Below are 21,560 nucleotides of genomic sequence, written 5' to 3' on the forward strand. Positions count from 1 at the left end.
TCTGCCTTCTTTCCGATGCCGAACCGGCATCACCCTAGGCGAAAATCGGCACTTTGGCGAGCGGAGTGGGGATTGCAGACTGGCATCGTGCCATTGCCCGTCCCGGCTTTCGGCCAAGCGCACAAGCGGGGGCGGCCACCGCTTCCGGCTCTGGCACCGGTGGCATGGATTGGAAAGGGAGTTCCGAATGCGTGACGAAGCCGGTCCCCAGCCATCCATGGGGCTCCGCGGCCACAGCGCCTTCCAGCCTAGCGCGGTTGCGGAGAAGGCACTCATCATCTCCCACGAAGCCGTCAATGGCGAGTACCGGCACATGCGGCTGGCGTGCAACGCCGTCGCTGCCGGCGCGGCCCCCGGCCAGTTCTTCCAGCTGCTCTGCCCCGCTCCGCCTGGCGAGGCGCCCTTCCTGCGGCGGCCGATGAGCGTCTATGGCGCCGACCCGGCAACAGGCACCGTCGAGTTCCTGTACAAGGTCACCGGTGCCGGCACCCGTGGCCTGGCCATGCTGGGGGTCGGCGATCAGCTGGATATCCTCGGCCCGCTGGGGCAGGGCTTCACGCTCGACCCCGCCTGGCGCCACATCGTCGCGGTCGGGCGCGGCGCCGGGCTGGCGACGCTGGCGCCGCTGGCCCGGGCGGCCCGTGCGCAGGGCATCGGCGTCACCGCCATCCTCAGCGCCAGGCGGCCGGAGCTGGTGGTGTCCGAAGCGCAGTTCCGCGCCCAGGGCGCCGAGGTCCTGGCAGTGACGGAAAGCGACGGCACCAGCAGCCCCGCCTATGTCGAGCGTCAGTTGCGTGCGCTGACCGCCGCCGGGCGCTGCGATGCCTTCTTCACCTGCGGCTCCGCCCGCCTGCTGCGCCTGCAACAGGATCTGGCGCGGGAATTCGGCCTGCCGGGGCAAGTGGCGTTGGAACAGCAGATGGCCTGCGGCCTTGGCATATGCTTTTGCTGCGTGCGGGACTTCCAGGTGGAGGGCAGGACGTTGCACAAGCGCGTCTGCTGGGATGGCCCGGTCTTCGACCTGCTGGAGGCCGTGGCATGACCGACATGACGGTGCGCATCGGTGGCCTGACCCTGGCCAGTCCGGTCATGCCCGCCTCCGGCACCTTTGCCGAGGGGCTGGCGCGGGTGATGGATCTCGACCGCCTCGGCGCCCTGGTGACCAAGACCATCACGCGCGAATTGCGGGACGGCAACCCGCTGCCCCGCGTGGCGGAGGTGCCGGGCGGCATGCTTAACGCCATCGGCATCCCGTCCAAGGGCGTGCCCTGTTTCCTGCGGGACAGCCTGCCCTTCTACCAGCGTTGGCGGCCGCCCTTGGTCGTCTCCATCTCCGCCCCCACGGCGGAAGGCTTCGCCGCCTTGGCTGCCGAAATCAGCGTGCCGGGCGTCACCGCCATCGAGGCCAACATCTCCTGCCCCAATATCGAGGAGGACGGCAAAGCCTTCGCCATGCAGGCCGGCTCCGCCGCCGCGGTCATGCGGCGGCTGCGGGCAGCGACCAGCCTGCCGCTCTGGGCCAAGCTGACCCCCAATACCGGCGACATGGCCGCTGTCGCCCTGGCCTGCGAGGATGAGGGCGCGGACGCGCTGGTGGTGGCCAACACCATCCTGGCGATGTCGATCGACCTGCAGACCTTCAAGCCACGCCTGGGCAACATCATGGGCGGCCTGTCCGGCCCGGCGGTGAAGCCGATCGTGCTGCGGCAGGTCTATCAATGCGCGCGGGCGGTGCGCATTCCTGTCATCGGCTGCGGCGGCATCTCCACCGCGCTGGATGCCGCCGAATACATGCTGGCCGGCGCCACGGCCGTGCAGGTCGGCACCGCCACCTTTCTGCAACCCGAGGCGATGACGCAGGTGATCGACGGTCTGGCGCAGTTCTGCGCCGCCCGTGGCATCGGCCATGTCGCCGAATTGACCGGCGCCCTGAAGCGCGAGGATACGCATGAAGCCGATCTTGCCTGGGCCGCCCCGGCACCATGACTGACCATCTGGCCGAGCGGCTGTTCGCGCAGTTGCGGGACGAGAGCTTCGACGGCGTCGGCATCACCCGCGAATGCTACACCCCGGCCGAGACCCGGGCGCTGGAGCTGGTCGAGGCCGAGGCACGCCGGCTGGGGCTGGAGACGAGTTGGGACACCGGCGCCAACCTATGGGCCACCCTGCCCGGCAGCGATCCCACCCTGCCCGCCGTGGCTTGCGGCTCTCACCTCGACTCAGTCCCGCAGGGTGGCAATTTCGATGGCGCCGCCGGGGTGCTGGCGGGGCTGCTGGCGCTGGGCCAGTTGCGGCGCGAAGGCTTCCAGCCGCGCCGCTCCCTGCGCCTGCTGGCGCTGCGGGGGGAGGAAAGCGCCTTCTATGGCCAAGCCTATCTGGGCTCCTCTGCCCTGTTCGGCCGCCTGCGGGCGGAAGATCTGGCCGCCGCCAACGTGGCCACCGGGCGCAGCCTGGGGGAGGCGATGCGCTCCGTCGGCATCGACACCGACCGGGTGGAGCGCGGCGAGGTATTGCTGAACCCCGCCTCCCTGGCCTGCTGGCTGGAACTGCATATCGAGCAGGGCCCGGTACTGGTGGCGCGGGACATGCCCGCCGCCGTCGTCACCGGCATCCGTGGCAACCTCCGCCACCGGGCCGTGGAGTGCCTCGGCGAGGCCGGCCATTCCGGCGCCGTGCCGCGCTGGCTGCGCCATGACGCGGTCTTTGCCGTGGCCGAGCTGATCACCCGGCTGGACCGCCACTGGCGCACCCTGCTGGAACGCGGCCGCGACCTCGTGCTCACCTCCGGCATCATCGGCACCGACCCGCGCGAGCACGCCATGGCGCGCATCCCCGGCCGCATGACCTTCTCGCTCGATATCCGCTCCCAGAGCCCGGAAACGCTGGAGGCGTTCTACGACCTCTTTCTCTCGGAATGCGCCGGGCTGGCGGAGGAGCGTGGCGTGCGGTTCGAGCCTGGCCGGCGGGTGGATGCCGCGCCGGCGCAGATGGATGCCGCGCTGATCGCCCGCCTGCGGGCCAACCTGCAGGCCATGGGCCAGCCGGACGAACCCATCCCGAGTGGCGCCGGCCATGACGCCGCGGTATTCGCCAATGCCGGCGTGCCCAGCGGCATGATCTTCGTCCGCAACGCCAATGGCTCCCACAACCCGAAGGAGGCCATGGAGATGAGCGACTTCCATGTCGGTGCCGAGCTGCTCCGGCGCACCCTGCGGGAGTTGGCCGCGTGAGCCGCGACAGCCATCAGGCCATCACCGGCCGCAGTATCTCCCGCCTGCTGCTGGAGGCCGGCGCCATCCAGGTCAGCCAGGACCAGCCCTTCTTCCTGGCCGCCGGCTGGGCCAGCCCGGTCTATGTCGACTGCCGCCTGTTGGTCGACCGGCCCCGCTGGCGCCGCACCGTCATCGACCTGGCCATCGCCACCCTGCGCCGCTCCCCTTCCCTGGACATCGACATCATCGCCGGGGCGGAGACGGCGGGCATCCCATGGGCCGCCTTCCTGGCCGAGCGGCTGGACCTGCCGTTGCGCTATGTCCGCAAGCGCCCCCTCGGCATCGGCCGCAACGCCCAGGTAGAAGGCGGCAGCGTGGAAGGCCGCAACGTGCTGCTGGTGGACGACCTGACCACCGATGCCAGCAGCAAGGCCTCCTTCACCCGTGGCTTGCGCCAGGCCGGCGCCGTCGTCACCGACGTCTTCTCCATCTTCCACCACGCGGTCTTCCCCGGCGGGCAGGAACGGCTGCAGGAACTGGGCCTGCGCCTGCACTACCTGGCCAGCTGGGAAGACCTGCGGCGCCTGGAGCCCGGCGAGGGCCTGAACAAGGCACAGCAGGCTCTGCTGGAGCACTTCCTGGCGGACCCAGTGGCGTGGTCGGGGCACCATGGCGGACGCGGCTTCTGACGTCAGGTCGCCGCGTTGAGGGGCTGGTTCTTGAGAGGGGCGCTACCCTCTCTCACATTCCCCCGCCAAAGGCCTAAGGCCTTTGCAAATCCCGGTGTTGGGGTGGGCCTACGAAGCTGTGCCCATTAAATGGGGTCTGGACGCAGAGCATCCGCTGTCATGCGGCAGCCCTGTCCATTGATAGTCTCCAAAAATGTTAATCACGCTTTCAACTGCTTCGGCGTGCAATAATCCTGTCTTCGCGCGTGCCTTGATCCAGCATCACATCTGAAGAAACGCGGGTGCAGGGGATCGCATCCCCTGCCGGGGAAGCCCGAGGGGACAAGCCCCCTCGGTCCGAACTGCAACCACCCAGCTCCCCCCAAACCTTCCCCGCCGCGCCCTTTTGGCGGTAAGCCCGTCCTGATGGACAAAGGATCACCCGATGCGTGCGGCTGAGCGGCGGGACCGGATCGTCGGGCTGGTCGCCGAGCACCAGCGGATGACAGTGGAGGCGCTGGCGCACCGCCTGGGGGCCTCGCAGGAAACCATCCGGCGTGACCTGACCGAGCTGGATGCGAAGCACCTGCTCCGCAAGGTGCATGGCGGCGCCATGGTATCCGGCAGCGTCGGCGAAGGTGCGTTTCAACGCCGTATGGTCGAGAACCTGCCGGGCAAGCGCGCCATCGCCGCGGCGGCCATCCCGCTGTTCCAGCCGGGGGAGGCCCTGTGCATTGACACCGGTTCCACCACCCTCGCCTTCGCGGCGGAGCTGGCGCGGCGGGGTGACCTGACCATCATCACCAACGCGGCAGGCATCGCCCAACAGGCGGCGCAGGGCGGCAACCGCACCTTCCTGCTGGGCGGCGAGCACCGGGCGAATGCGGGCGAGAATGTCGGCCCGCTGGTGCTGCAGCAACTGGCCGGCTTCAGCCCGGACCATGCGGTGCTGACGGTCGGCGGCATCACCGAGACCGGCCTCCATGACTTCGATCTGGAGGAGGCGATGATCGCCCGCGCCATGATCGAACGCTGCCGGAGCGTAACGGTGCTGGCCGATGCGGCCAAGTTCGGCCGTGTGGCGCTGTTCCCGCTCTGCGCCCTGGCGGGGTTGCACCGCCTCGTCACCGACGTGCCGCCGCCGCCCTCCATGGCCGCGGCGCTGAAAGCGGCTGGGACCGAGGTGGTGGTGGCACCGCCCGCGCCGCTTTCGACGGAATTTGACTGAACAGGCGGTTTGAAGGAAGATTTTTTGCCCGTTCGGTCATATCATCCGGGGATGAACGCCGACGCCCCTGCTTACGACATGGCCATCATCGGTGCCGGGGTGGTCGGCTGCGCCATCTTCCGCGAATTCAGCCTGGCCGGTCTGCGCGTCGCCCTCGTCGAGCGCGGGGCGGATATCCTCAGCGGGGCCAGCAAAGCCAACAGTGCCCTGCTGCATACGGGGTTCGATGCCATCCCAGGCAGCCTGGAAGCCGCCTGCATGCGGGAGGGGCATGCCCGCTATCAGGCATTGCACCAGGGCCTGGGCCTGCCACTGCTAAGGACCGGCGCCATCGTCGTTGCCTGGAGCCCGGCTGACCTCGCTGCCTTGCCCGGCATCGTCGCCCGCGCGCATGACAATGGCGTGCTGGATGTCCGGCAGATCAGCGCCGAGGACGTCCGGACGCGGGAACCGCATCTGGCCGATGACCTGCTGGGCGGCGTGCTGGTGCCGGGGGAAGCCGTGATCGACGCCTGGTCCGCCCCGCTGGCCTATGCCCGCCAGGGCCTGGCGATGGGTGGCACCTTCCTGCCGAACACCCGCGTCACCGGCGGCAGTCAGGCGGAGGCGGGGTGGACGCTGCAGACCTCCCAGGGACCGCTGAGCGCCTCTGTCGTGGTGAACTGCGCCGGCAACCAGGGCGATGCGGTGGAAGCCATCGCCCGGCCCAGCCCGTTCGAGATTCGGCCGCGCAAAGGCCAGTTCGTGGTGCTGGACAAGACGGCCTATCCGCTGGCCAGTGCCATCATCCTGCCGGTTCCGAATGAGCGCACCAAGGGCGTCGTCATCTGCCGCACCGCCTATGGCAATCTGCTGGTCGGCCCCACGGCAGAGGAGCAGCAGGACCGGGAGAACGCGACGGTCGACCAGGCGATGCTGGAGGGGCTGCTGGCCCAGGGCCGCCGCATGATCCCCGCCCTGGCGGCCGAGCCGGTGACCACCACCTATGCCGGCCTGCGCCCCGCCACCCAGTTCAAGGACTACCAGATCGAGGCGCTACCGCAGCGGCGCTGGATCACAGTTGGGGGCATCCGCTCCACCGGGCTCACCGGCTCGCTGGGCATCGCCGCGCATCTGCACCGGTTGTACGCGCAGCATTTCGGCCCGCTGCCAACACCGGCGGACCCAGTCCTCACCCCCGTGCCGAACCTGACGGAGGAGCATCCCCGCCCCTGGCAGCGGCCGGGGCGTGACGAGATCGTCTGCCATTGTGAGATGGTGACGCGGGGCGAAATCGCCGCCGCGCTGCAAGGTCCGTTGCCGGCCGGCGATTTGGGCGGACTGAAGCGCCGCACCCGCTGCATGATGGGCCGTTGCCAGGGCTTCTACTGCACCTGGCGGGTAATGGAGATCGCCGCGCCGCATGTGCCGGGGCTGGTCACGCCGATCCAGGGCAGCAGCGCATGATGCGCAGCGCCATCATCATTGGCGGCGGCCCCGCCGGGCTTTCCGCCGCCCGTACCCTGGTGCGCGCCGGGCATGACGACGTGCTGGTGTTGGAGCGTAACCCGGAAGCCGGCGGGCTGCCGCGCTTCGCCGCGCATCCCGGCTGGGGCATGCTGGATTTCCACCGCCTGTGGAGCGGCCCCACGTATGCCCGCAAGCTGGTGGCGGCAGCGCGCGGGGCGGAGATCCGCACCAACACCACCGTCACCGCGCTGCTACCCGGCGGTGGGGTGGAGGTCAGCGGTCCGGGTGGGATGGAGCGGCTCTGGGCGCATACCGTGCTGCTGGCTGCCGGCATCCGCGAAATGCCGCGCGGCGCCCGCCTGCTTTCCGGCACCAGGCCCTGGGGCGTGCTGGGCACCGGGGCGTTCCAGGAACTGGTCTATGCCGGTGGCGTCCGCCCCTTCCAGCAGCCGGTGATCCTGGGCACGGAGCTGGTGGCTTTCTCCGCCCTGCTCACCGCCCGCCATGCCGGCATCCGGCCGGTGGCGATGCTGGAGGAAGCGCCGCGCATCACCGCCCGCCGCCCTGGCGACTGGATCGCCCACCACCTGCTGGGCGTGCCGGTGCGCACCGCGACGCGGCTGGTGGCCATCGAGGGCGGCGCGCGCGTCGAAGCCGTGCGCGTGGAGCAAGCCGGGCGGCAGGAACGCATCGCCTGCGACGGCGTCATCCTCAGCGGCCGCTTCGTGCCGGAAGCCGCGCTGGTGCGCGCCGGGCCCCTGCAGTTCGATGCCGCCACGGGCGGGCCGGCCATCGATAACCATTTCCGCTGCACCGACCCCGCCTTCTTCGCCGCCGGCAACGTGTTGCGCCCAGTGGAGCATTCCGGCGCCGCCGCCCTAGAAGGCATCGCCGCCGCCCGGGCCATGGCGCAGGCATTGGCGGGCACCCTGCCCGCGCCCGCGCAGGGCATTCCCGTGCAGGCCCAAGGCGGCCTGCGCTATGTCTACCCGCAGCGCCTGCTGCCAGGCGACGCACCCATCCGCCTATGCGCCCGTGCCAGCGGCGAGAAGCGCGGCCGGTTGCGCGTGCTGGCCGATGGAGAGGTGGTGCAGGAGCGCAGGCTGCACGCGCTGCCGGATCGGCGCATCACCCTCACCCTGCCCGCCGCCGTGCTGCGCGGTGTGAGAAGCCTTAGTGTGGAACTGGCATGAACGGCATTCTGGCACTGGACCAGGGCACTACCTCCAGCAAGGCCTATGTCTGGCGCGACGGGCGCTTCACCCTGGCCGGCCGGCGGGAACAGCGGCAGATCCTGCCCCGCCCCGGCTGGGTGGAGCATGACGCCGGCGAATTGCTGCGCCATCTGCGGGAGCTGATCGCATTGGCCGGCCCCTGTGCCTTCGCCGGGCTGGCCAACCAGGGTGAGACGGCCGTCGCCTGGGATGCCGCCACAGGCCGCCCCCTGCACCACGCCATCGTCTGGCAGGATGATCGTACGCGGGACGCCGTCGCCCGCCTGCGCGCGGATGGCGTGGAAGTTTTGACGCTGGAACGCGCGGGCCTGCCGCTCGACCCCTACTTCTCCGCCACCAAACTGCGCTGGCTGCTGGACCACGCCGGCGGCGCGCGGGACCTGTTGCGTCAGGGCCGGTTACGCCTCGGCACCAGCGACGCCTTCTTCCTGCACAACCTGACCGGAACCTGCGCGACGGATGTCTCCACCGCGTCCCGCACCAGCCTGATGGATCTACGGCGGCTGTGCTGGGACGCCGATCTGTGCGCGGCTTTCGGCGTGCCGATGGAGTGCCTGCCCGCCATCCGTCCCACGACCGGAGATTTCGGTCACCTGGCGGATGGCACGCCGCTGGTGGCCAGCATCGTGGACCAGCAGGCGGCGCTGTTCGGCCATGGCTGCACCGACCCTGGCGACCTGAAGATCACCTTCGGCACCGGCGCCTTCGCGCTCGGCCTGACCGACACCCTGCCCGCCGCGGGCCTGCCAGACGGATTGCTCCCCACTTGCGCCTGGCAACTAGGCGACAAGCCGCCGCGCTACGCGCTGGATGGCGGCATCCTGACCGCCGGCGCAGCGGTGGACTGGCTCGGCGGCGTCGGCCTGCTGGCGGATGTCGCGCAGCTGGACGCGTTCGACGGTCCCTCGGCGCTGGAACAGGGCCTGGCCTTCGTGCCGGCGCTCGCCGGGCTGGGCTGCCCGCATTGGGACCGGGATGCACGCGGCTGCTTCCTGGGCCTGGAACTCGGCACCAGTCCGGCCCTGCTGCGCCGTGCGGTGCTGGAAGGCATTGCCATGCGTGCGGCGGAACTTGTCGGCGCTATGCGGGACCGCGCCGGCCCGCCGGCGCGCATCGCCATCGATGGCGGGCTCAGCCGCAGCACTTTCTTCGCAGGTTTCCTGGCCGCGGCGCTGGGGCGACCGATCGAGGTCGCGGAGGCGGCGGACGTTACGGCGCTGGGCGTGCTGCATCTCTGCCTGCACGCCGCCGGGCAGCCGGAACGGCCAAGGCCCCAGCCCTGGCGGCCGGTGATGCCCGATGCCATTCTCCCGGCCGTTTTGCACGAACGCTTCCAACAGGCAGTGGCACTGAGCCGGGCCTGGGGGCGTGGCTGAGGGGCAGGCGCCAAAGCCTGCCCCCATGGTTTATTCGACGCGGATGCCGCCCTCGCGGATGACCGGCGTCCAGCGGTCGTATTCGCGCTGGAGGAAGGTGGTGAAATCCTGCCGCGAGCCCCCGACGATGCTGCCGCCCTGGTTCTCCTCCACCGCACGCCGTACATCCGGCAGCTCGGCGATCTTGGCGAAGGTGGCGTTGATCTTGTCCGCCAGCGCCGGGTCCATGCCGGCCGGCGCGGCCAGGCCGTACCAGATGGCGACGTCGAAGCCCGGGATGGTGTCGTGCATCAGCGGCACGTCCGGCAGCAGCGGGGACGGCCCGGCACCCAGTGCCACCGCACGCACCTGCTTGCCCCGCAACGCCGCCAGGGTGGAGGAAAGCGAGGGGAAGCAGAGCTGCGCATCGCCGCGCATCACCGCCGTGGTGGTCTCGGAACCGCTGCGATACGGCACATGCACCATCTTGATGCCCGCCTCACGCTCCAGCAGCGCCATGATCAGGTGGCTGCCATTGCCAACGCCAGCCGAGGCGTAGGCGAAACCTTCCGGCTTGCGCTTGGCTTCCTGGATGATGTCGGCCACCGTCATCTGCGTGACGCCGGGATTGGCGATCAGCACCGCATGCAGGTTGACCATGTGCATCAGCGGCGTGAAAGCGGTCATCGGGTCGTAGCTCAGGCGCGGGTTCAATTCCTTGCCCAGCGCGTTGGCACCGATATCCGCCATCATCAGCGTGTAGCCGTCGGCGGGCTGCGTGACGGCATAGGCCCCCGCGACCATGCCGCCGGCGCCGGAGCGGTTTTCCACCACCAGCGGCTGGCCATTCGCGAAAGTCGGGAAGCGCTGGCCGAAGACGCGTGCCAGCGTATCGATAGCGCCGCCCGCACCGAACGGTACGACGACGCGCACCGGCTTGTCCGGCCAGGACGCGACGGCATTGGCGGAGGCGACGGCGGGTGCGGCGAGCAAGCCGGCGGCAAGGCCGCCAAGGGCACGGCGCGTCAGGTTCGTTGTTCTTATCATGGATGTTCCTCCGTTATGCAGGGTTGGGAACATGCCCGTCGCAGGCAGGCGCGGCGGGCGTGCTCCAGTGCTTGCTGCACACCTCGGCTCACCGGGCGTGCGGGGACGACGCTTCAGGCGGTCTCAGAAAGCTTCCTCATAGAGCCGCAGCGCATCCGCCTCGGTCAGCTCCACAGGGTTGTTGATCAGCAGGCGCTGTTGCTGCATGGCGTCGGCCGCAAGTTGCTTCAGGCTCTCGCGTGTCACCTGCAGTTCGTGCAGACGTTTCGGCATCTCGCACTGCGCCACCAGTTGCTCGATGGCGCGGAGGAAGCCTTCGGCGTTCGCCGTCTCGGCGCCCACGCTCGGCGCCAGGGCGGCGTAGAGGGGAGCGGCGGCGCGCAGATTGAAGCGCAGCACCGGCAGCAGCATCAGCGCATTGGAAAGCCCGTGCGGCAGGTGATAGCGGCCGCCCAGCGGGTAGGCGAGCGCGTGCACCGCCGCCACGGGCGCATTGGCGAAGGCCATGCCGGCCAGGCAGGACCCCAGCAGCATCGCACCACGCGCTGCCTTGTCCTGCCCGTCCCGCAGCACCAGCGGAAGGTTGGTGGAGAGCAGGGACAGCGCCTGCTGCGCCAGGATGTCGGATAGCGGATTCTTCAGCCGCCGGCTGGTGAACGCCTCGATCGCATGCACCATGGCGTCGATGCCGGTCGCCGCCGTGACAGCCGGCGGCAGGCCGAGCGTCAGGTTGGCATCCAGCAACGCTACATCCGGCAACAGGCGGCGGGAGACAACGCCGCGCTTCTCCTTCGTCGGCGTGGTGACGATGGAGATAGGCGTGACCTCGGACCCCGTACCCGCCGTCGTCGGCGCCAGGATCAGCGGCAACCGCTGACCCTTGGCGCGATCGACGCCATAGATGCTCTCCAGTTCACACGGTGAGCGCAGCAGGTAGGCCACGAGCTTCGCCGTATCCATGGCGCTGCCGCCGCCGATGGCGAACACCGAGTCCACGCCCGCAGCGCCCAACCGCTCCACCGCCGCCAGGACGATGCGTTCCGGCGGGTCGGCCTGCACGTCGTCGTAGAGTGTGACGGCGAGGCCGGCGGCGCGCAGGCTGGCCTCGACCGGGGCCACCAGCCCCGCCCGCACCAGACCCGCATCGGTCACCAGCGCCACATGCCGGGCGCCCAGCTCGGCGAGCAGCGCCGGCAGGTCGTCCAGCGCGCCGTCACGCAGCACGATGCGGGGCGTCGTGGCGAAGTCCATCGACGGCATCGAAGGCTATTCCGCGGCCTGGGACGCGTCGGGGCGGGCCCAGCGCTTGTCGAAATCCCAGACTTCCGGGAAGCCCATCAGCTCGTTCATCTGGCCGAAATCGTAGATGACGCCTTCCGGCAGTGCATTGGTGTCGCCCGCCTTGCGCAGGTGGGCGTAGGAACGCTCCAGCGCCGCCGCCACGGTCAGGAAGCCCAGCGCCGGGTAGATGGCGATGTCGTAGCCGAAGGACGCCAGCTTCTCGGCCGAAAGAATCGGCGTGCGCCCACCGCCATCGACGTTGTTGGCCAGCAGCGGCGCATCGATCTCGCCGCCGATGCGCTTCATCTCCTCCTCGCTCTCCGGGCTTTCGATGAAGACGATGTCGGCTCCGGCCTTGCGGTAGAGCTTGCCGCGGCGGATGGCCTCATCCAGCCCCAGCGTGGTCCGCGCATCCGTGCGGGCGATGATCAGGAAGTCGTCGCTCTTGCGCGCCTCGACCGCCACTTCGATCTTCAGCGCCATGTCCTCGGCGGCGATGACACGGCGGCCTGGCGTATGGCCGCACTTCTTCGGCACTTCCTGGTCTTCCAGCTGGATGGCGGTGACGCCGGCGGCCTCATAGCCCATCACGGTGTGGCGCACGTTCAGCAGGCCGCCATAGCCCGTATCGGCATCGGCGATAACGGGGGTGGAGCAGCCCTGGCTGAAGCGGCCCATCCGCCCGACCATGTCGGTAAAGGTGGCGACGCCGGCATCGGGAATGCCGAGATGCGAGGCGACGGTGCCGTAGCCGGTGGCATACAGGGCGTTGAAGCCCATGCGGTCGGCGATGCGGGCGGAGATCATGTCGTAGATGCCGGGGGCGACGATGAACGTCTTGGCGGCAAGGGCGGCCTTCAGGCGCGGATCAGCCATGGGATATTTCCTCTCAAACGAACGGATTCAGGCAGCGAGGGCTTGCCGCACGCGCGGCACCAGCCCACCGGCCGCCAGGATGGCGCGGACCTCATCGCCCAGCGCCAGGCCGCGCCAGGCGGCATCGCCCTGCGTGACGCTCATATCCTCCAGCGCGACGCGGGCTTCCTCACCCTCGCGCAGCGAAGTGGCGGCCTCCGGGCACAGGATTACCGGCAGGCCGAGATTCACCGCGTTGCGGAAAAAGATCCGCGCGGCACTGACAGCGACGATGGCGGACACGCCCGCCGCCTTCAGCGCGATCACCGCATGCTCACGCGACGACCCGCAGCCGAAATTGCGCCCGACCGCCAGGATATCGCCCGGTTGCACGCGATGGATGAAATCGGGGTCGATCCCTTCCATGCAGTGCTTGCCGAGCTCTTCCGGCTTGCGCAGCGCCAGGTAGCGGCCGGGCAGGATGACATCGGTGTTGACCTCGTCCCCGAAGCGGTGGACGCGGCCTTGAAAGGTCAGGCTCATGCGGCGGCCTTTGCGGTCTGGGCAATCTCGTCCGGCGGCACGATCTCGCCGGCCACGGCGGCGGCGGCGGCCACCCAGGCATTGGCCAGGAATACCTGGCTGTCCGGGTGCCCCATGCGGCCACGGTAGTTGCGGTTGGTGGTGGCGATAGCGGTTTCGCCCGCCGCCAGGATGCCCATATGGCCGCCGAAGCAGGCGCCGCAGGTGGGGGTCGAAATCGCCGCGCCGGCCGCCGCCATCACATCTAGCAGGCCTTCCGCCAACGCCTGGCGCCAGATCTTCTGCGTCGCCGGCACCACTACCATGCGAACGCCGGGTGCTACCTGGCGGCCGCGCAGGATGTCGGCCACCTGTCGCAGATCCGTCATCGTGCCGTTGGAGCAATTGCCGACATACACCTGATCCACCCGCTGCCCGCGCAACTGCCCCACCGGCACGCCAGAGGCGGGCGAAGGCGGCCGCGCCACCATGGGCGAGAGCGCTGACAGGTCGATGACAATGCGCTCCCGGTACACGGCGTCCGCATCCGCCAGCACGGCCGGCGCCGTCGGAACGCCACGCAGCGCCATGTCGGTGGTGGAGAGCGTATCGCCCTCGAACACGCAGGTATCGGCGCCGCCTTCCACCGCCATGTTGGCCACGGCCATGCGCGCATCCATCGGCAGGCCCGCCACGCCCGGCCCGCCGAACTCCAACGCGGCATCCGCCGCGCCGTCCGAGCCGATGCGGCGGATCAGCTCCAGGATGATGTCCTTGCCCGAAACATAGGGCCCCGGCGTGCCGACCAGTTCGACACGGATACTGTCCGGCACCCGCATCCACAGCTGGCCCATCACCAGCGCGCCAGCCAGGTCGGTGGAGCCGAAGCCGATGCCGAGCGCGTTGAACGCGCCCGCCGTGCAGGTGTGGCTGTCGGCACCGAAGACGATGGTGCCATGGCCCACCATGCCCAGCTCCGCCAGCAGCGTATGCTCGATACCACCGCGCCCTGGCTCGTAGAAATGCTCGATGCCGTGGCGCTGCGCGAAGGCCCGCGTCATCGCGATCGCACCCGCGGCGGTCACGTCCGGCGCCGGGGCGAAATGGTCGGCCACCAGCACGATGCGCGCCGGGTCGAACGGCCGGGTGGCGCCCATGGCCTCGAACTGCTCGAAAGCCAGCGGGCCAGAAACGTCGTTCAGCAGGACCACGTCCGGGCGGATGGTGACGATGCTGCCCGGCTCGGCGCGCCCATCTTCCGTATGCGCCGCCAGAATCTTCTGGGTGATGGTCTGGCCGGTCACGGCCTGTTGCCCGCGATCTGCATCGTCTTCCTCCGGTGCCGTCGCCCTCGCTCACCGGGGCGGCTTGTCTGTGCAATCGTTAGCACAAAAAATTGGCCTGGAAAGCCGATTCTTCCCTGGCCTCCATTGAGCGATCGATTGCACTGCAACACGCGGACTGGTAACCATGGCCCATGGATGATGAGCCCCAGGCGCGCGGGACCGGGCGCGCCGAGCCGAACGGGCGTGCCACCGTGGGCAGCCTCGCCCGGCGCGCCGGCGTCTCGGCCTCCACCGTCTCCCGCGCCCTGCGGAACGACCCACGCATCTCGCCCGAGGTCCGCGCCCGCATCGCGGCGCTGGCGGTGGAGGCCGGCTACACCCCCAACGTGCTGGCCCGCACGCTGGTCGGCGGCCGCAGCGGGTTGATCGGGCTGGTGCTGGGGCCGGTGGAAAACCCGTTCTATGCCGAGCTGATGCAACAGGCGGTCAGCCAGGCAGCTGCGCGCGGTTGGCGCCTGCTGCTGCTGCATGCCGGCCCCGGCCCGATCGAGGACGCGACGGCCGAAGCACTGCTGCAATACCGCGTCGATGGCTGCCTGATCACCTCGGCCGAGCTGTCTTCCCGTGCCGCGGCCATCTGCGCCGCCAATGGCGTGCCGGTGGTGATGGTGAACCGCGTAGCGCGCGAGCATGGCTGTGCCGTGTCCTGCGACAACCGTGCGGCGGGGGCGGAGCTGGCACGGCTGCTGGTGGCTGCCGGTCACCGCAAGCTGGCGGTCATCACTGGCAATGCCGCTACCTCCACCAGCATCGAACGGGCGGAGAGCTTCGCCGCCCAGGCCATGGCGGCCGGGTTGCCTGCCCCCACCATCATCACCGGTGGCGCCAGCCACGCGGCCGGCTACGCCGCCGGTCAGGCCATCGCCGCGCTGCCCCTGGCCGAGCGGCCCGACGCGGTGTTCGGCGTCAGCGACATCCTGGCCATGGGCGCGATGGACGCACTGCGCGAGGCCGGCCTTTCCATACCCGGCGACATCTCCATCGTTGGCACCGATGGTATCGGCCCAGCCAGCCGGCCGCCCTACCGCATGACCACCATCGCCCAGCCGCTAGCCGCCATGGTCGGCCGGGGCATGGACCTGCTGCTGGCACGGATCGGCGGCGCCGTGCTGCCGCAGGAAGTGGTGCTGCTCCGTGGCACGCTGATCCCGCGCCACTCCGCGCGGCTGCCGCCCGGCATGGTTCCGGTGTCCTAAAGTCCATCGACATGCATCAGGCGCGGGGAAAGGGGAGGTCAGGGGAATGAATTCCCCTGAAACCCCATCTTTTTTTCTGCGAATTTGGCGTGGGGCTTAAAGACTGGCAGGCGCAGCCTTGATGACTATTAAGAGCGGGAGCCAGGCCCGAAGTCGGAGATCAAGAACTTTGGACACCACTCCGATCGAGGTTTCAGAAGACTGACGCTTCCAAAGCCAGGCCCTAAAAACTTGCAAACAAAAAGATGGGGTCCGGGGAATTCCTTCCCCGGCCTTCTTGCCCCCGAGGCCAATGTCGATATGCGTTAGGAGGCGATCGTTTTCGGTCGCATCAGGCGCCGGATATCGTACTCCGCCGCGCAGGTCTCGCCAGTGACTGCGGAAGGCCGCGCCTTCAGGGCCCGGCTGGCTCCATCGCCGTAGCGGGCTGCAAACCACCCAGGAAGGCCTGCAACTCCGGCAGGCGCGGCAGGCCGGCGCGGGCACCAGGATGCAGGCATTTCAACGCTGCCGTGGCCACCGCCAGCCGCACCGCCTGCGCATCCCCCAGCCCACCCGCGATGGCCCAGGAAAAGGCACCGTGGAAGGCATCGCCGGCCCCGTTGGTGTCCACGGGCTGGACGGGAATGGCCGGCTGGCGGCAGGGCTGCCCCGCCGCATCCAGCCACAGATAGCCGGCGGAACCCAGGGTGACGCCGGCATGCCGCACACCAGCCACGCGCACCCGCGCCAGAGCTTCCAGCGCCGGTCCATCGGCGAACTCCGCCAGGCCGCCTTCGGAGAACACGGCGTAATCCGTCAGGCGCAGCAGCGGCAGCAGATCCGGCAGGTCGGATACATCGGCATCCAGCACCGTCGGCACGCCAGCCGCGCGGGCGGCGGCGAACATCGCCAGCGCGCCTTCCTGCCAGCGCAGATCCGCCAGCACGGCGTCCGCGCCGGTAACTTCCCCCAGCGGCAGGAAGTCCGGATCGACGGAAAGGTTTTCACCATCATGATGCGCCAGCAGCCGCTCCCCTTCCGCGTCGATCAACACGGCGGAGGTGGCGGAGACGGCACCGGCGATGCGGCGCAGCCCGTTGGTGGCAACGCCCTCGCTCTCCAGGCTCTGCCGGATGGCCAGGCCGTCGGCATCGTCGCCCACCCGGCCCCAAAGCGAGGTCCGAGCCCCCAGCCGGGCAGCGGCCACGGCGGCGGAGGACGCCATGCCGCCGCCATTGGCGAAGGCGTGCAGCGCCTTCACTTTGCGTGGCATCGGCGGGAAACGGCCGATGACATAGCTGCGGTCCAGCGTGGCGTGGCCCAGGCAGATCAGCCGGGGTGTCGTGTTGGGAGGCAGCATGTCGTCCGGTTACCAGCAATCCTGGCGCTCAAGCGTGCTCTGTTCGCAGAGCACGCTCGAGCGCTTTGTTTGATCGCGTGATTCACGCCTTAGGGCGATCACGCTTCAAGGGAGAACGCTTCGCCCCTGCCAGCAAGCCCCTGCTCCGCCAAAAGGTCCGGCGGCGTTCACCGCCGGGCCTGGTGGCCTCAGCACATGTCGAGCGCGGGCTTCTGCCCGGCCGGCAGCAGCGGCATGTAAGGCGTCTGCTCCAACCTTGCCTGGTGCTCGGCCTTGGCCTGATGCAGCAGCGTAGCATCGGCCAGCAAGTCGGCCGCGGTGGCCGCCATCACCTTCGCCACATGCACCATGCCCTTATGCGCCGCCGGCATCTTACCCTGCGCCGTCAACTGCCAGGAATGGCCCGGCGTACCGATGGCGTGGGTAGCGCCCCAGGCCTGCACCGTCGGTACTGCCCAGGAGACGTCGCCCACATCGGTGGAGCCTACCATTCGCGTGCCCGGCACCACCTTCGGCGCAATCTCCTGGCACAGCGCCAGTTCCGTCCGCCGGGCGCCGGAGCGGGCAAAGGCGGTCTCGACATCCTGGCGGGACACCGTGGCCTGGATCTTCGCCGCGAAGGCCAGATCCGCCGCATCGTATTGCGGCGGCCCCAGCCGGTCGAAATTGCGCTGCATGGCATCTTCCAGCGGCGCGTTCGCCAGCAGGTTGCTCATCGCGCTCTTGACCTCGGAGACGACGCTGGTCTCCGTCATCAGCGCGGCACCGTCTGCGATCTTGCGCACGCGGGCCAGCAGCGCATGCACGTCCGCCACTTCCAGTGCGCGGACGACGTAGCGTACCTTGGCCCGCCCCTGCACGACGTTGGGCGCGATGCCACCGGCATCGAGATAGGCGTAGTGGATGCGCGCATCGCTCGGCATGTGCTCGCGCATGTAGTTGACGCCGACATTCATCAGCTCGATCGCATCCAGCGCCGAGCGGCCCAGATGCGGCGCGGCGGCGGCGTGGGAGGAGCGGCCGGTGAAGGTGAAGTCGATGGTGGTGTTGGCGAGGGACAGTGCCTCCATCACCCCCGCAAAGGCACCGGGGTGCCAGGAGATGGCGATGTCCACATCGGCGAAGGCGCCGTCCTGCACCATGAAAGCCTTGCCGGCGCCACCCTCTTCCGCCGGGCAGCCATAGTAGCGTACGCGGCCAGGCAGGCCCTGCGCCTTCAGCCAGTCCTTCACCGCCGTCGCCGCCAGCATGGCGCCGGAGCCCAACAGATTATGGCCGCAGCCATGCCCGGAGCCGTCGCCTGGCAGCGGCCGGTGCTCAGCCACGCCGGCTTCCTGGCTCAGTTCCGGCAGCGCATCGTATTCGCCGAGGATGGCGATGACGGGGCCGCCCTCGCCAGCCTCGCCCATCACCGCGGTCGGCAGGCTGCCCAGGCCTTCCTGCACGCGGAAGCCTTCGCCGCGCAGCTGCGCGGCGTGCTCGGCGGCGGAGCGGACCTCGCGGAAGTTCAGTTCCGGCATGCCCCAGATGCGGTCGCTGAGCTCGATGAAGCTCTGCTGCTTCGCATCCACGAAGTTCCAGACTTCGGAACTGTTCTTCATCCTGACGTCTCCTTGCGCGACGGCGGTCATCTGACCAGCAGCGGCGCCTGCTGTCACCCCCCCCTCCCACGCATCCGGCGCGGCCCGCGTCACACGCCTCATGCGCGCACCGGCAGGCGTTGCCGCACCAGCGTCACCCAATAGGCGACACCGGCGGGCGTGGCGTCGTCGTTGAAATCGTAGCCGGGGTGGTGCAGCGGCAGGGAGGCCTCGCCATTGCCGATGAAGGCGAAGCAGCCTGGCACCTGCTGCAGGAAGCGCGCGAAATCCTCGGACCCCGTGCTGGGCGCTGCCATCTGCCGCACCCTGTCCTCGCCTAATGCCTGCCGCGCCGCCGCCAGCGCTGCCTCCGCCGCGGCGGGGTCGTTGATGGTCGGGATGAATTCGCGCGTGTAGTCCACCGTCACCGCGCAGTCGTAGGAGGTGGCCGTACCGGCGGCCAGTCGGCGCATCCAGGCCTCGACCTCGGCGCTGACGCGGGGGTGGAAGCTGCGCACGTCGCCCAGGATGCGTGCCTCGCCCGGCAAGGCGTTGCGCGTGCCGTCAGTCAGCAGCTCGGTCACCGACAGCACCGCCGTCTCGGCCGGGTCCAGCCGGCGGGCAACGATCGTCTGCAGGTCCATCACCAGCGAGCATGCGGCCACCAGCACCTCCCGCCCCAGTTGCGGGCGGGAGGCATGGCCGCCCATGCCGCGCAGCGTGATGATGAAGTTATCCTCTGCCGACATCACCGCGCCAGCCCGGGTCTCGAACTGCCCGGCCGGCAGTGCCGGCTGGTTGTGCAGGCCGTGAATCTCGTTGCAGGGGAAGCGTTCCTGCATGCCGTCCCGCAGCATGGCCAGGGCGCCCTGGCCCCATTCCTCGGCCGGTTGGAACACGAAATGCACCGTGCCATCGAAGCCACCTTCCGCCGCCAGGATGCGCGCGGCGCCCAGCAGCATCGTCATATGGCCATCATGCCCGCAGGCATGCATGACGCCCGGGTGGGTGGAGCGATAGGGCAGCGCACCCTGCTCCTGGATGCGCAGCGCATCCATGTCGGCGCGCAGGGCGATGCAGCCATTGCCCTGGCCCAGCCGCAGCGTACCCACCACCCCGGTGCCGCCAATGCCCTCCGCCACCTCCATCCCGCAGGCGCGCAGGCGCTCGGCTACCAGACGCGCGGTCCGGTGCTCCTCGAAGCCGAATTCCGGATGCGCGTGGAAGTCCTGCCGCCAGGCGCGCAATTCCGCCCACAGGGCTTGCCGGTCCTGCGTCATGCCGCGCCGTCGTCCAGTGCTGCCTCGGTGACCAGGACCAGCACGCGGCTGCCGGCATCCAGGCCGAAGCTTCGGTTCTCTCCTGCCTGCAGCAGCCCGGCCAGACCAGTGGCGCCGGAAGGCGTGGTTGCCGGCCCGCCGGCCGCGCACAGCACCGCGGGCGCAGCCTCCAGCCCGGCTTCCGGCACCGTCATCGCCACGGCACCGTGCCGGCGCAGCACGGCCAGGGCCGGCACGCTGGCTTCGCCGCAGGAGAGCATCTCGGCCGTTGTCTCCAGCGCCCCCGGCACCCGCACGGCACGGCCGGCGGCCAGCCCGGCACTAACGCTGGGCGCTTCCTCCGGCTCCACGGCCACAACGCGCGCGGGGGCCGCCAACCACTGCGTCAGCCCCGCCGCCATCGCCGCGGCCAGCCCGCCGACGCCGGCCTGCACGAACACATGCGTCGGCGGCGCCATACCCCCTGCCGTCATCTGCTGGCGGATCTCGGCGGCGATGACGCCGTAGCCGGCCATGACATCGCCGACCACCAGGTCGTCCGGATCATCCGTGGTGTCCGCTACCAGGATGTCGCCCTCCGTGCGCGCGGCGGCCGCGGCGGCATCGACCGCATCGTCGTAGGTGCCCTGCACCCAGACGATCTCGGCCCCTTCCGCCGCGATCCGCGCGGCGCGGGATGCGGGGACGGCACGATGCAGGAACACCCTTGCAGCGGCCCCGGCCCGGCTGGCCGCCAGCGCCACGGCCAGGCCGTGATTGCCGTCACTGGCACAGACCAGCGCCGGCTGCCCCGCCGGGCGCTCGGCCAGCAATGTCGCGATATCGCCGCCCGCCGCGCGGGCCAGGGCGCGCAGCCCGGCATAGGTGCCGCCCAGGGACTTGAAGCTCCGCAACATGCGGTGGCTCTCATCCTTGGCCAGCACCTGCTCTACGCCCAGCCGGGCGGCCAGGCGGGGCAGGTCCAGCAGCGGTGTCGGCGCATAAGCCGGGGAGAGGCGGCGCAGCTCCGCCGCGATGGCGGCGGAATCCTGCTGGCGGTGCATGAGGTCGGTCATGGCGCCATGCTAGCGCCACGAGCAGACCGTTATCGCCGAATACGGCCCCGCCCGCGCCGGTTTCCACCAGATCAGCGGCACCGGGCGGCGAAATCCGTCAGGCGAGGAATTCGGGTTCCTGCCGGGCCAGGATGCGTTTGACGCTCTCCAGATGCTTCGCCGCGCTCTCCGCCCGGCCGGCAGCTTCCTGCGCGGCCACGCGGCGCACGATCTCCTCCGGCACCGTCTTCAGCGGGCGGCCGGTGCTCAACGCCAGCACCTGCGCCTGCGCCGCGCGTTCCAGGTAGTACAAATCGTCCCAGGCCTCGGCCACCGTGGCGGCCAACACCATCACGCCATGGTTCTTCATGAAGACGATGTCGGCATCGCCGACGCTGGCGGCGATGCGCTCGCCCTCGCTGCCATCCAGCGCCAGGCCGTTGTAGTTCTCGTCCACTGCGATGCGGCCATGGAAGCGCAATGCCGACTGCCCGGCCCAGAGCAGCGGCGGGCCTTCCAGCATCGCCAGCGCCGTCGCGTAGGGCATGTGGGTGTGGAAGGCGACCTTGGCGCGCGGCTTGTGCTCATGCAGGCGGGCATGGATGTGGAAGGCCGTGGCCTCCGGCTGGCCCTCGCCCTCGACGACATTGCCATGCAGATCGCAGACCAGCAGGCTGGAAGCCGTGATCTCGGCGAAGGCCAGGCCGTAGGGATTGACCAGGAACAGGTCCGGCCGCCCGGGCACCACGGCGGAGAAGTGGTTGCAGATACCTTCCTGCAACCCGTTCCGCGCCGCCATGCGGAAGCAGGCCGCCAGCTCGACGCGCAGCTGCCGCACCGCGCCGGTGTCGAGCGGTTCGTTGTTGCTCAGCGCCGGCGTTGCGTGGATCGGCGTGATGGCATGGGCCATGGCGAGACATCCTGTGCGGA

General features: G+C 69.8%; 19 protein-coding genes. 9 read left to right on the top strand and 10 right to left on the bottom strand.

Annotation, left to right across the window (positions count from 1 at the left end; all coding sequences use genetic code 11):
- Positions 1-187: 187 nt before the first annotated feature.
- From IBL26_RS04975 to IBL26_RS05010, 8 genes are all read left to right on the top strand, one after another.
- Positions 188-1,042 (top strand): dihydroorotate dehydrogenase electron transfer subunit, encoded by an 855-nt coding sequence (locus IBL26_RS04975; protein ID WP_241749021.1) that lies wholly within the window; start codon positions 188-190, stop codon positions 1,040-1,042.
- Positions 1,039-1,986, top strand: a complete 948-nt coding sequence (locus tag IBL26_RS04980) for a dihydroorotate dehydrogenase (protein WP_187783356.1) — start codon at positions 1,039-1,041, stop codon at positions 1,984-1,986. Before IBL26_RS04975 ends, IBL26_RS04980 begins: the two co-directional genes overlap by 4 nt.
- The gene (locus IBL26_RS04985; RefSeq protein WP_187783357.1) at positions 1,983-3,230 is read left to right on the top strand and encodes a Zn-dependent hydrolase; all 1,248 of its coding nucleotides are present in this window, start codon (positions 1,983-1,985) and stop codon (positions 3,228-3,230) included. The genes IBL26_RS04980 and IBL26_RS04985 overlap by 4 nt, the downstream gene beginning before the upstream one ends.
- Positions 3,227-3,901 (top strand): orotate phosphoribosyltransferase, encoded by a 675-nt coding sequence (locus tag IBL26_RS04990; RefSeq protein WP_187783358.1) that lies wholly within the window; start codon positions 3,227-3,229, stop codon positions 3,899-3,901. The genes IBL26_RS04985 and IBL26_RS04990 overlap by 4 nt, the downstream gene beginning before the upstream one ends.
- A 424-nt stretch (positions 3,902-4,325) precedes the next feature.
- Positions 4,326-5,108: a DeoR/GlpR family DNA-binding transcription regulator gene (locus IBL26_RS04995; RefSeq protein WP_187783359.1), complete on the top strand. Its 783-nt coding sequence runs from the start codon at positions 4,326-4,328 to the stop codon at positions 5,106-5,108.
- 51 nt (positions 5,109-5,159) lie between these two features.
- Positions 5,160-6,554, top strand: coding sequence for an NAD(P)/FAD-dependent oxidoreductase (locus IBL26_RS05000; RefSeq protein ID WP_187783360.1), 1,395 nt, complete (start codon positions 5,160-5,162; stop codon positions 6,552-6,554).
- Positions 6,551-7,750, top strand: coding sequence for an NAD(P)/FAD-dependent oxidoreductase (locus IBL26_RS05005; RefSeq protein WP_241749024.1), 1,200 nt, complete (start codon positions 6,551-6,553; stop codon positions 7,748-7,750). The genes IBL26_RS05000 and IBL26_RS05005 overlap by 4 nt, the downstream gene beginning before the upstream one ends.
- Entirely contained in the window at positions 7,747-9,168 is a 1,422-nt protein-coding gene (locus IBL26_RS05010; RefSeq protein ID WP_187783361.1) for an FGGY family carbohydrate kinase, read from the top strand. The genes IBL26_RS05005 and IBL26_RS05010 overlap by 4 nt, the downstream gene beginning before the upstream one ends.
- Before the next feature lie 30 nt (positions 9,169-9,198).
- Here IBL26_RS05010 and IBL26_RS05015 read toward each other — a convergent pair whose 3' ends face one another.
- The 5 genes from IBL26_RS05015 to IBL26_RS05035 all read right to left on the bottom strand — a co-directional run bounded on the left by IBL26_RS05015 (position 9,199) and on the right by IBL26_RS05035 (position 14,156).
- Positions 9,199-10,194 (bottom strand): Bug family tripartite tricarboxylate transporter substrate binding protein, encoded by a 996-nt coding sequence (locus IBL26_RS05015; RefSeq protein ID WP_241749026.1) that lies wholly within the window; start codon positions 10,192-10,194, stop codon positions 9,199-9,201.
- A 123-nt stretch (positions 10,195-10,317) separates the two neighbouring features.
- The gene (locus tag IBL26_RS05020) at positions 10,318-11,454 is read right to left on the bottom strand and encodes an iron-containing alcohol dehydrogenase (protein WP_187783362.1); all 1,137 of its coding nucleotides are present in this window, start codon (positions 11,452-11,454) and stop codon (positions 10,318-10,320) included.
- A 6-nt stretch (positions 11,455-11,460) separates the two neighbouring features.
- On the bottom strand, positions 11,461-12,351 hold the full coding sequence (locus IBL26_RS05025; protein ID WP_187783363.1) for an isocitrate lyase/PEP mutase family protein: 891 nt from the start codon (positions 12,349-12,351) through the stop codon (positions 11,461-11,463).
- Positions 12,352-12,378: 27 nt separating this feature from the next.
- On the bottom strand, positions 12,379-12,873 hold the full coding sequence (locus IBL26_RS05030; RefSeq protein ID WP_187783364.1) for a LeuD/DmdB family oxidoreductase small subunit: 495 nt from the start codon (positions 12,871-12,873) through the stop codon (positions 12,379-12,381).
- Entirely contained in the window at positions 12,870-14,156 is a 1,287-nt protein-coding gene (locus IBL26_RS05035; RefSeq protein ID WP_187783365.1) for a 3-isopropylmalate dehydratase large subunit, read from the bottom strand. Before IBL26_RS05035 ends, IBL26_RS05030 begins: the two co-directional genes overlap by 4 nt.
- A gap of 173 nt (positions 14,157-14,329) precedes the next feature.
- Between IBL26_RS05035 and IBL26_RS05040 the strand changes: the two genes are divergently transcribed.
- Positions 14,330-15,394, top strand: coding sequence for a LacI family DNA-binding transcriptional regulator (locus IBL26_RS05040; protein WP_187783366.1), 1,065 nt, complete (start codon positions 14,330-14,332; stop codon positions 15,392-15,394).
- A gap of 394 nt (positions 15,395-15,788) precedes the next feature.
- Here IBL26_RS05040 and IBL26_RS05045 read toward each other — a convergent pair whose 3' ends face one another.
- From IBL26_RS05045 to IBL26_RS05065, 5 genes are all read right to left on the bottom strand, one after another.
- Positions 15,789-16,736: a PfkB family carbohydrate kinase gene (locus IBL26_RS05045; RefSeq protein WP_187783367.1), complete on the bottom strand. Its 948-nt coding sequence runs from the start codon at positions 16,734-16,736 to the stop codon at positions 15,789-15,791.
- A 188-nt stretch (positions 16,737-16,924) separates the two neighbouring features.
- On the bottom strand, positions 16,925-18,337 hold the full coding sequence (locus IBL26_RS05050; RefSeq protein ID WP_187783368.1) for a M20 family metallopeptidase: 1,413 nt from the start codon (positions 18,335-18,337) through the stop codon (positions 16,925-16,927).
- Between the two features lie 98 nt (positions 18,338-18,435).
- Positions 18,436-19,596, bottom strand: a complete 1,161-nt coding sequence (locus IBL26_RS05055) for a M20 aminoacylase family protein (protein WP_187783369.1) — start codon at positions 19,594-19,596, stop codon at positions 18,436-18,438.
- Positions 19,593-20,651 (bottom strand): pyridoxal-phosphate dependent enzyme, encoded by a 1,059-nt coding sequence (locus tag IBL26_RS05060; RefSeq protein WP_187783370.1) that lies wholly within the window; start codon positions 20,649-20,651, stop codon positions 19,593-19,595. The genes IBL26_RS05055 and IBL26_RS05060 overlap by 4 nt, the downstream gene beginning before the upstream one ends.
- Positions 20,652-20,748: 97 nt before the next feature.
- Positions 20,749-21,540: an aldolase gene (locus IBL26_RS05065; protein ID WP_187783371.1), complete on the bottom strand. Its 792-nt coding sequence runs from the start codon at positions 21,538-21,540 to the stop codon at positions 20,749-20,751.
- Positions 21,541-21,560 lie beyond the last annotated feature (20 nt).

Source organism: Teichococcus aerophilus (assembly GCF_014490485.1).
Classification (GTDB): Bacteria; Pseudomonadota; Alphaproteobacteria; order Acetobacterales; family Acetobacteraceae; genus Pseudoroseomonas; species Pseudoroseomonas aerophila.

Coding starts and splice junctions, on each gene's coding strand:
- IBL26_RS04995 (WP_187783359.1), top strand. CDS start 4,326: ATGCGTGCGGCTGAGCGGCGGGACCGGATCGTCGGGCTGGTCGCCGAG.
- IBL26_RS04980 (WP_187783356.1), top strand. CDS start 1,039: ATGACCGACATGACGGTGCGCATCGGTGGCCTGACCCTGGCCAGTCCG.
- IBL26_RS05060 (WP_187783370.1), bottom strand. CDS start 20,651: ATGACCGACCTCATGCACCGCCAGCAGGATTCCGCCGCCATCGCGGCG.
- IBL26_RS05040 (WP_187783366.1), top strand. CDS start 14,330: ATGGATGATGAGCCCCAGGCGCGCGGGACCGGGCGCGCCGAGCCGAAC.
- IBL26_RS05005 (WP_241749024.1), top strand. CDS start 6,551: ATGATGCGCAGCGCCATCATCATTGGCGGCGGCCCCGCCGGGCTTTCC.
- IBL26_RS05030 (WP_187783364.1), bottom strand. CDS start 12,873: ATGAGCCTGACCTTTCAAGGCCGCGTCCACCGCTTCGGGGACGAGGTC.
- IBL26_RS05050 (WP_187783368.1), bottom strand. CDS start 18,337: ATGAAGAACAGTTCCGAAGTCTGGAACTTCGTGGATGCGAAGCAGCAG.
- IBL26_RS05010 (WP_187783361.1), top strand. CDS start 7,747: ATGAACGGCATTCTGGCACTGGACCAGGGCACTACCTCCAGCAAGGCC.
- IBL26_RS05055 (WP_187783369.1), bottom strand. CDS start 19,596: ATGACGCAGGACCGGCAAGCCCTGTGGGCGGAATTGCGCGCCTGGCGG.
- IBL26_RS05065 (WP_187783371.1), bottom strand. CDS start 21,540: ATGGCCCATGCCATCACGCCGATCCACGCAACGCCGGCGCTGAGCAAC.
- IBL26_RS05045 (WP_187783367.1), bottom strand. CDS start 16,736: ATGCTGCCTCCCAACACGACACCCCGGCTGATCTGCCTGGGCCACGCC.
- IBL26_RS05000 (WP_187783360.1), top strand. CDS start 5,160: ATGAACGCCGACGCCCCTGCTTACGACATGGCCATCATCGGTGCCGGG.
- IBL26_RS05015 (WP_241749026.1), bottom strand. CDS start 10,194: ATGATAAGAACAACGAACCTGACGCGCCGTGCCCTTGGCGGCCTTGCC.
- IBL26_RS04975 (WP_241749021.1), top strand. CDS start 188: ATGCGTGACGAAGCCGGTCCCCAGCCATCCATGGGGCTCCGCGGCCAC.
- IBL26_RS04985 (WP_187783357.1), top strand. CDS start 1,983: ATGACTGACCATCTGGCCGAGCGGCTGTTCGCGCAGTTGCGGGACGAG.
- IBL26_RS05020 (WP_187783362.1), bottom strand. CDS start 11,454: ATGCCGTCGATGGACTTCGCCACGACGCCCCGCATCGTGCTGCGTGAC.
- IBL26_RS05025 (WP_187783363.1), bottom strand. CDS start 12,351: ATGGCTGATCCGCGCCTGAAGGCCGCCCTTGCCGCCAAGACGTTCATC.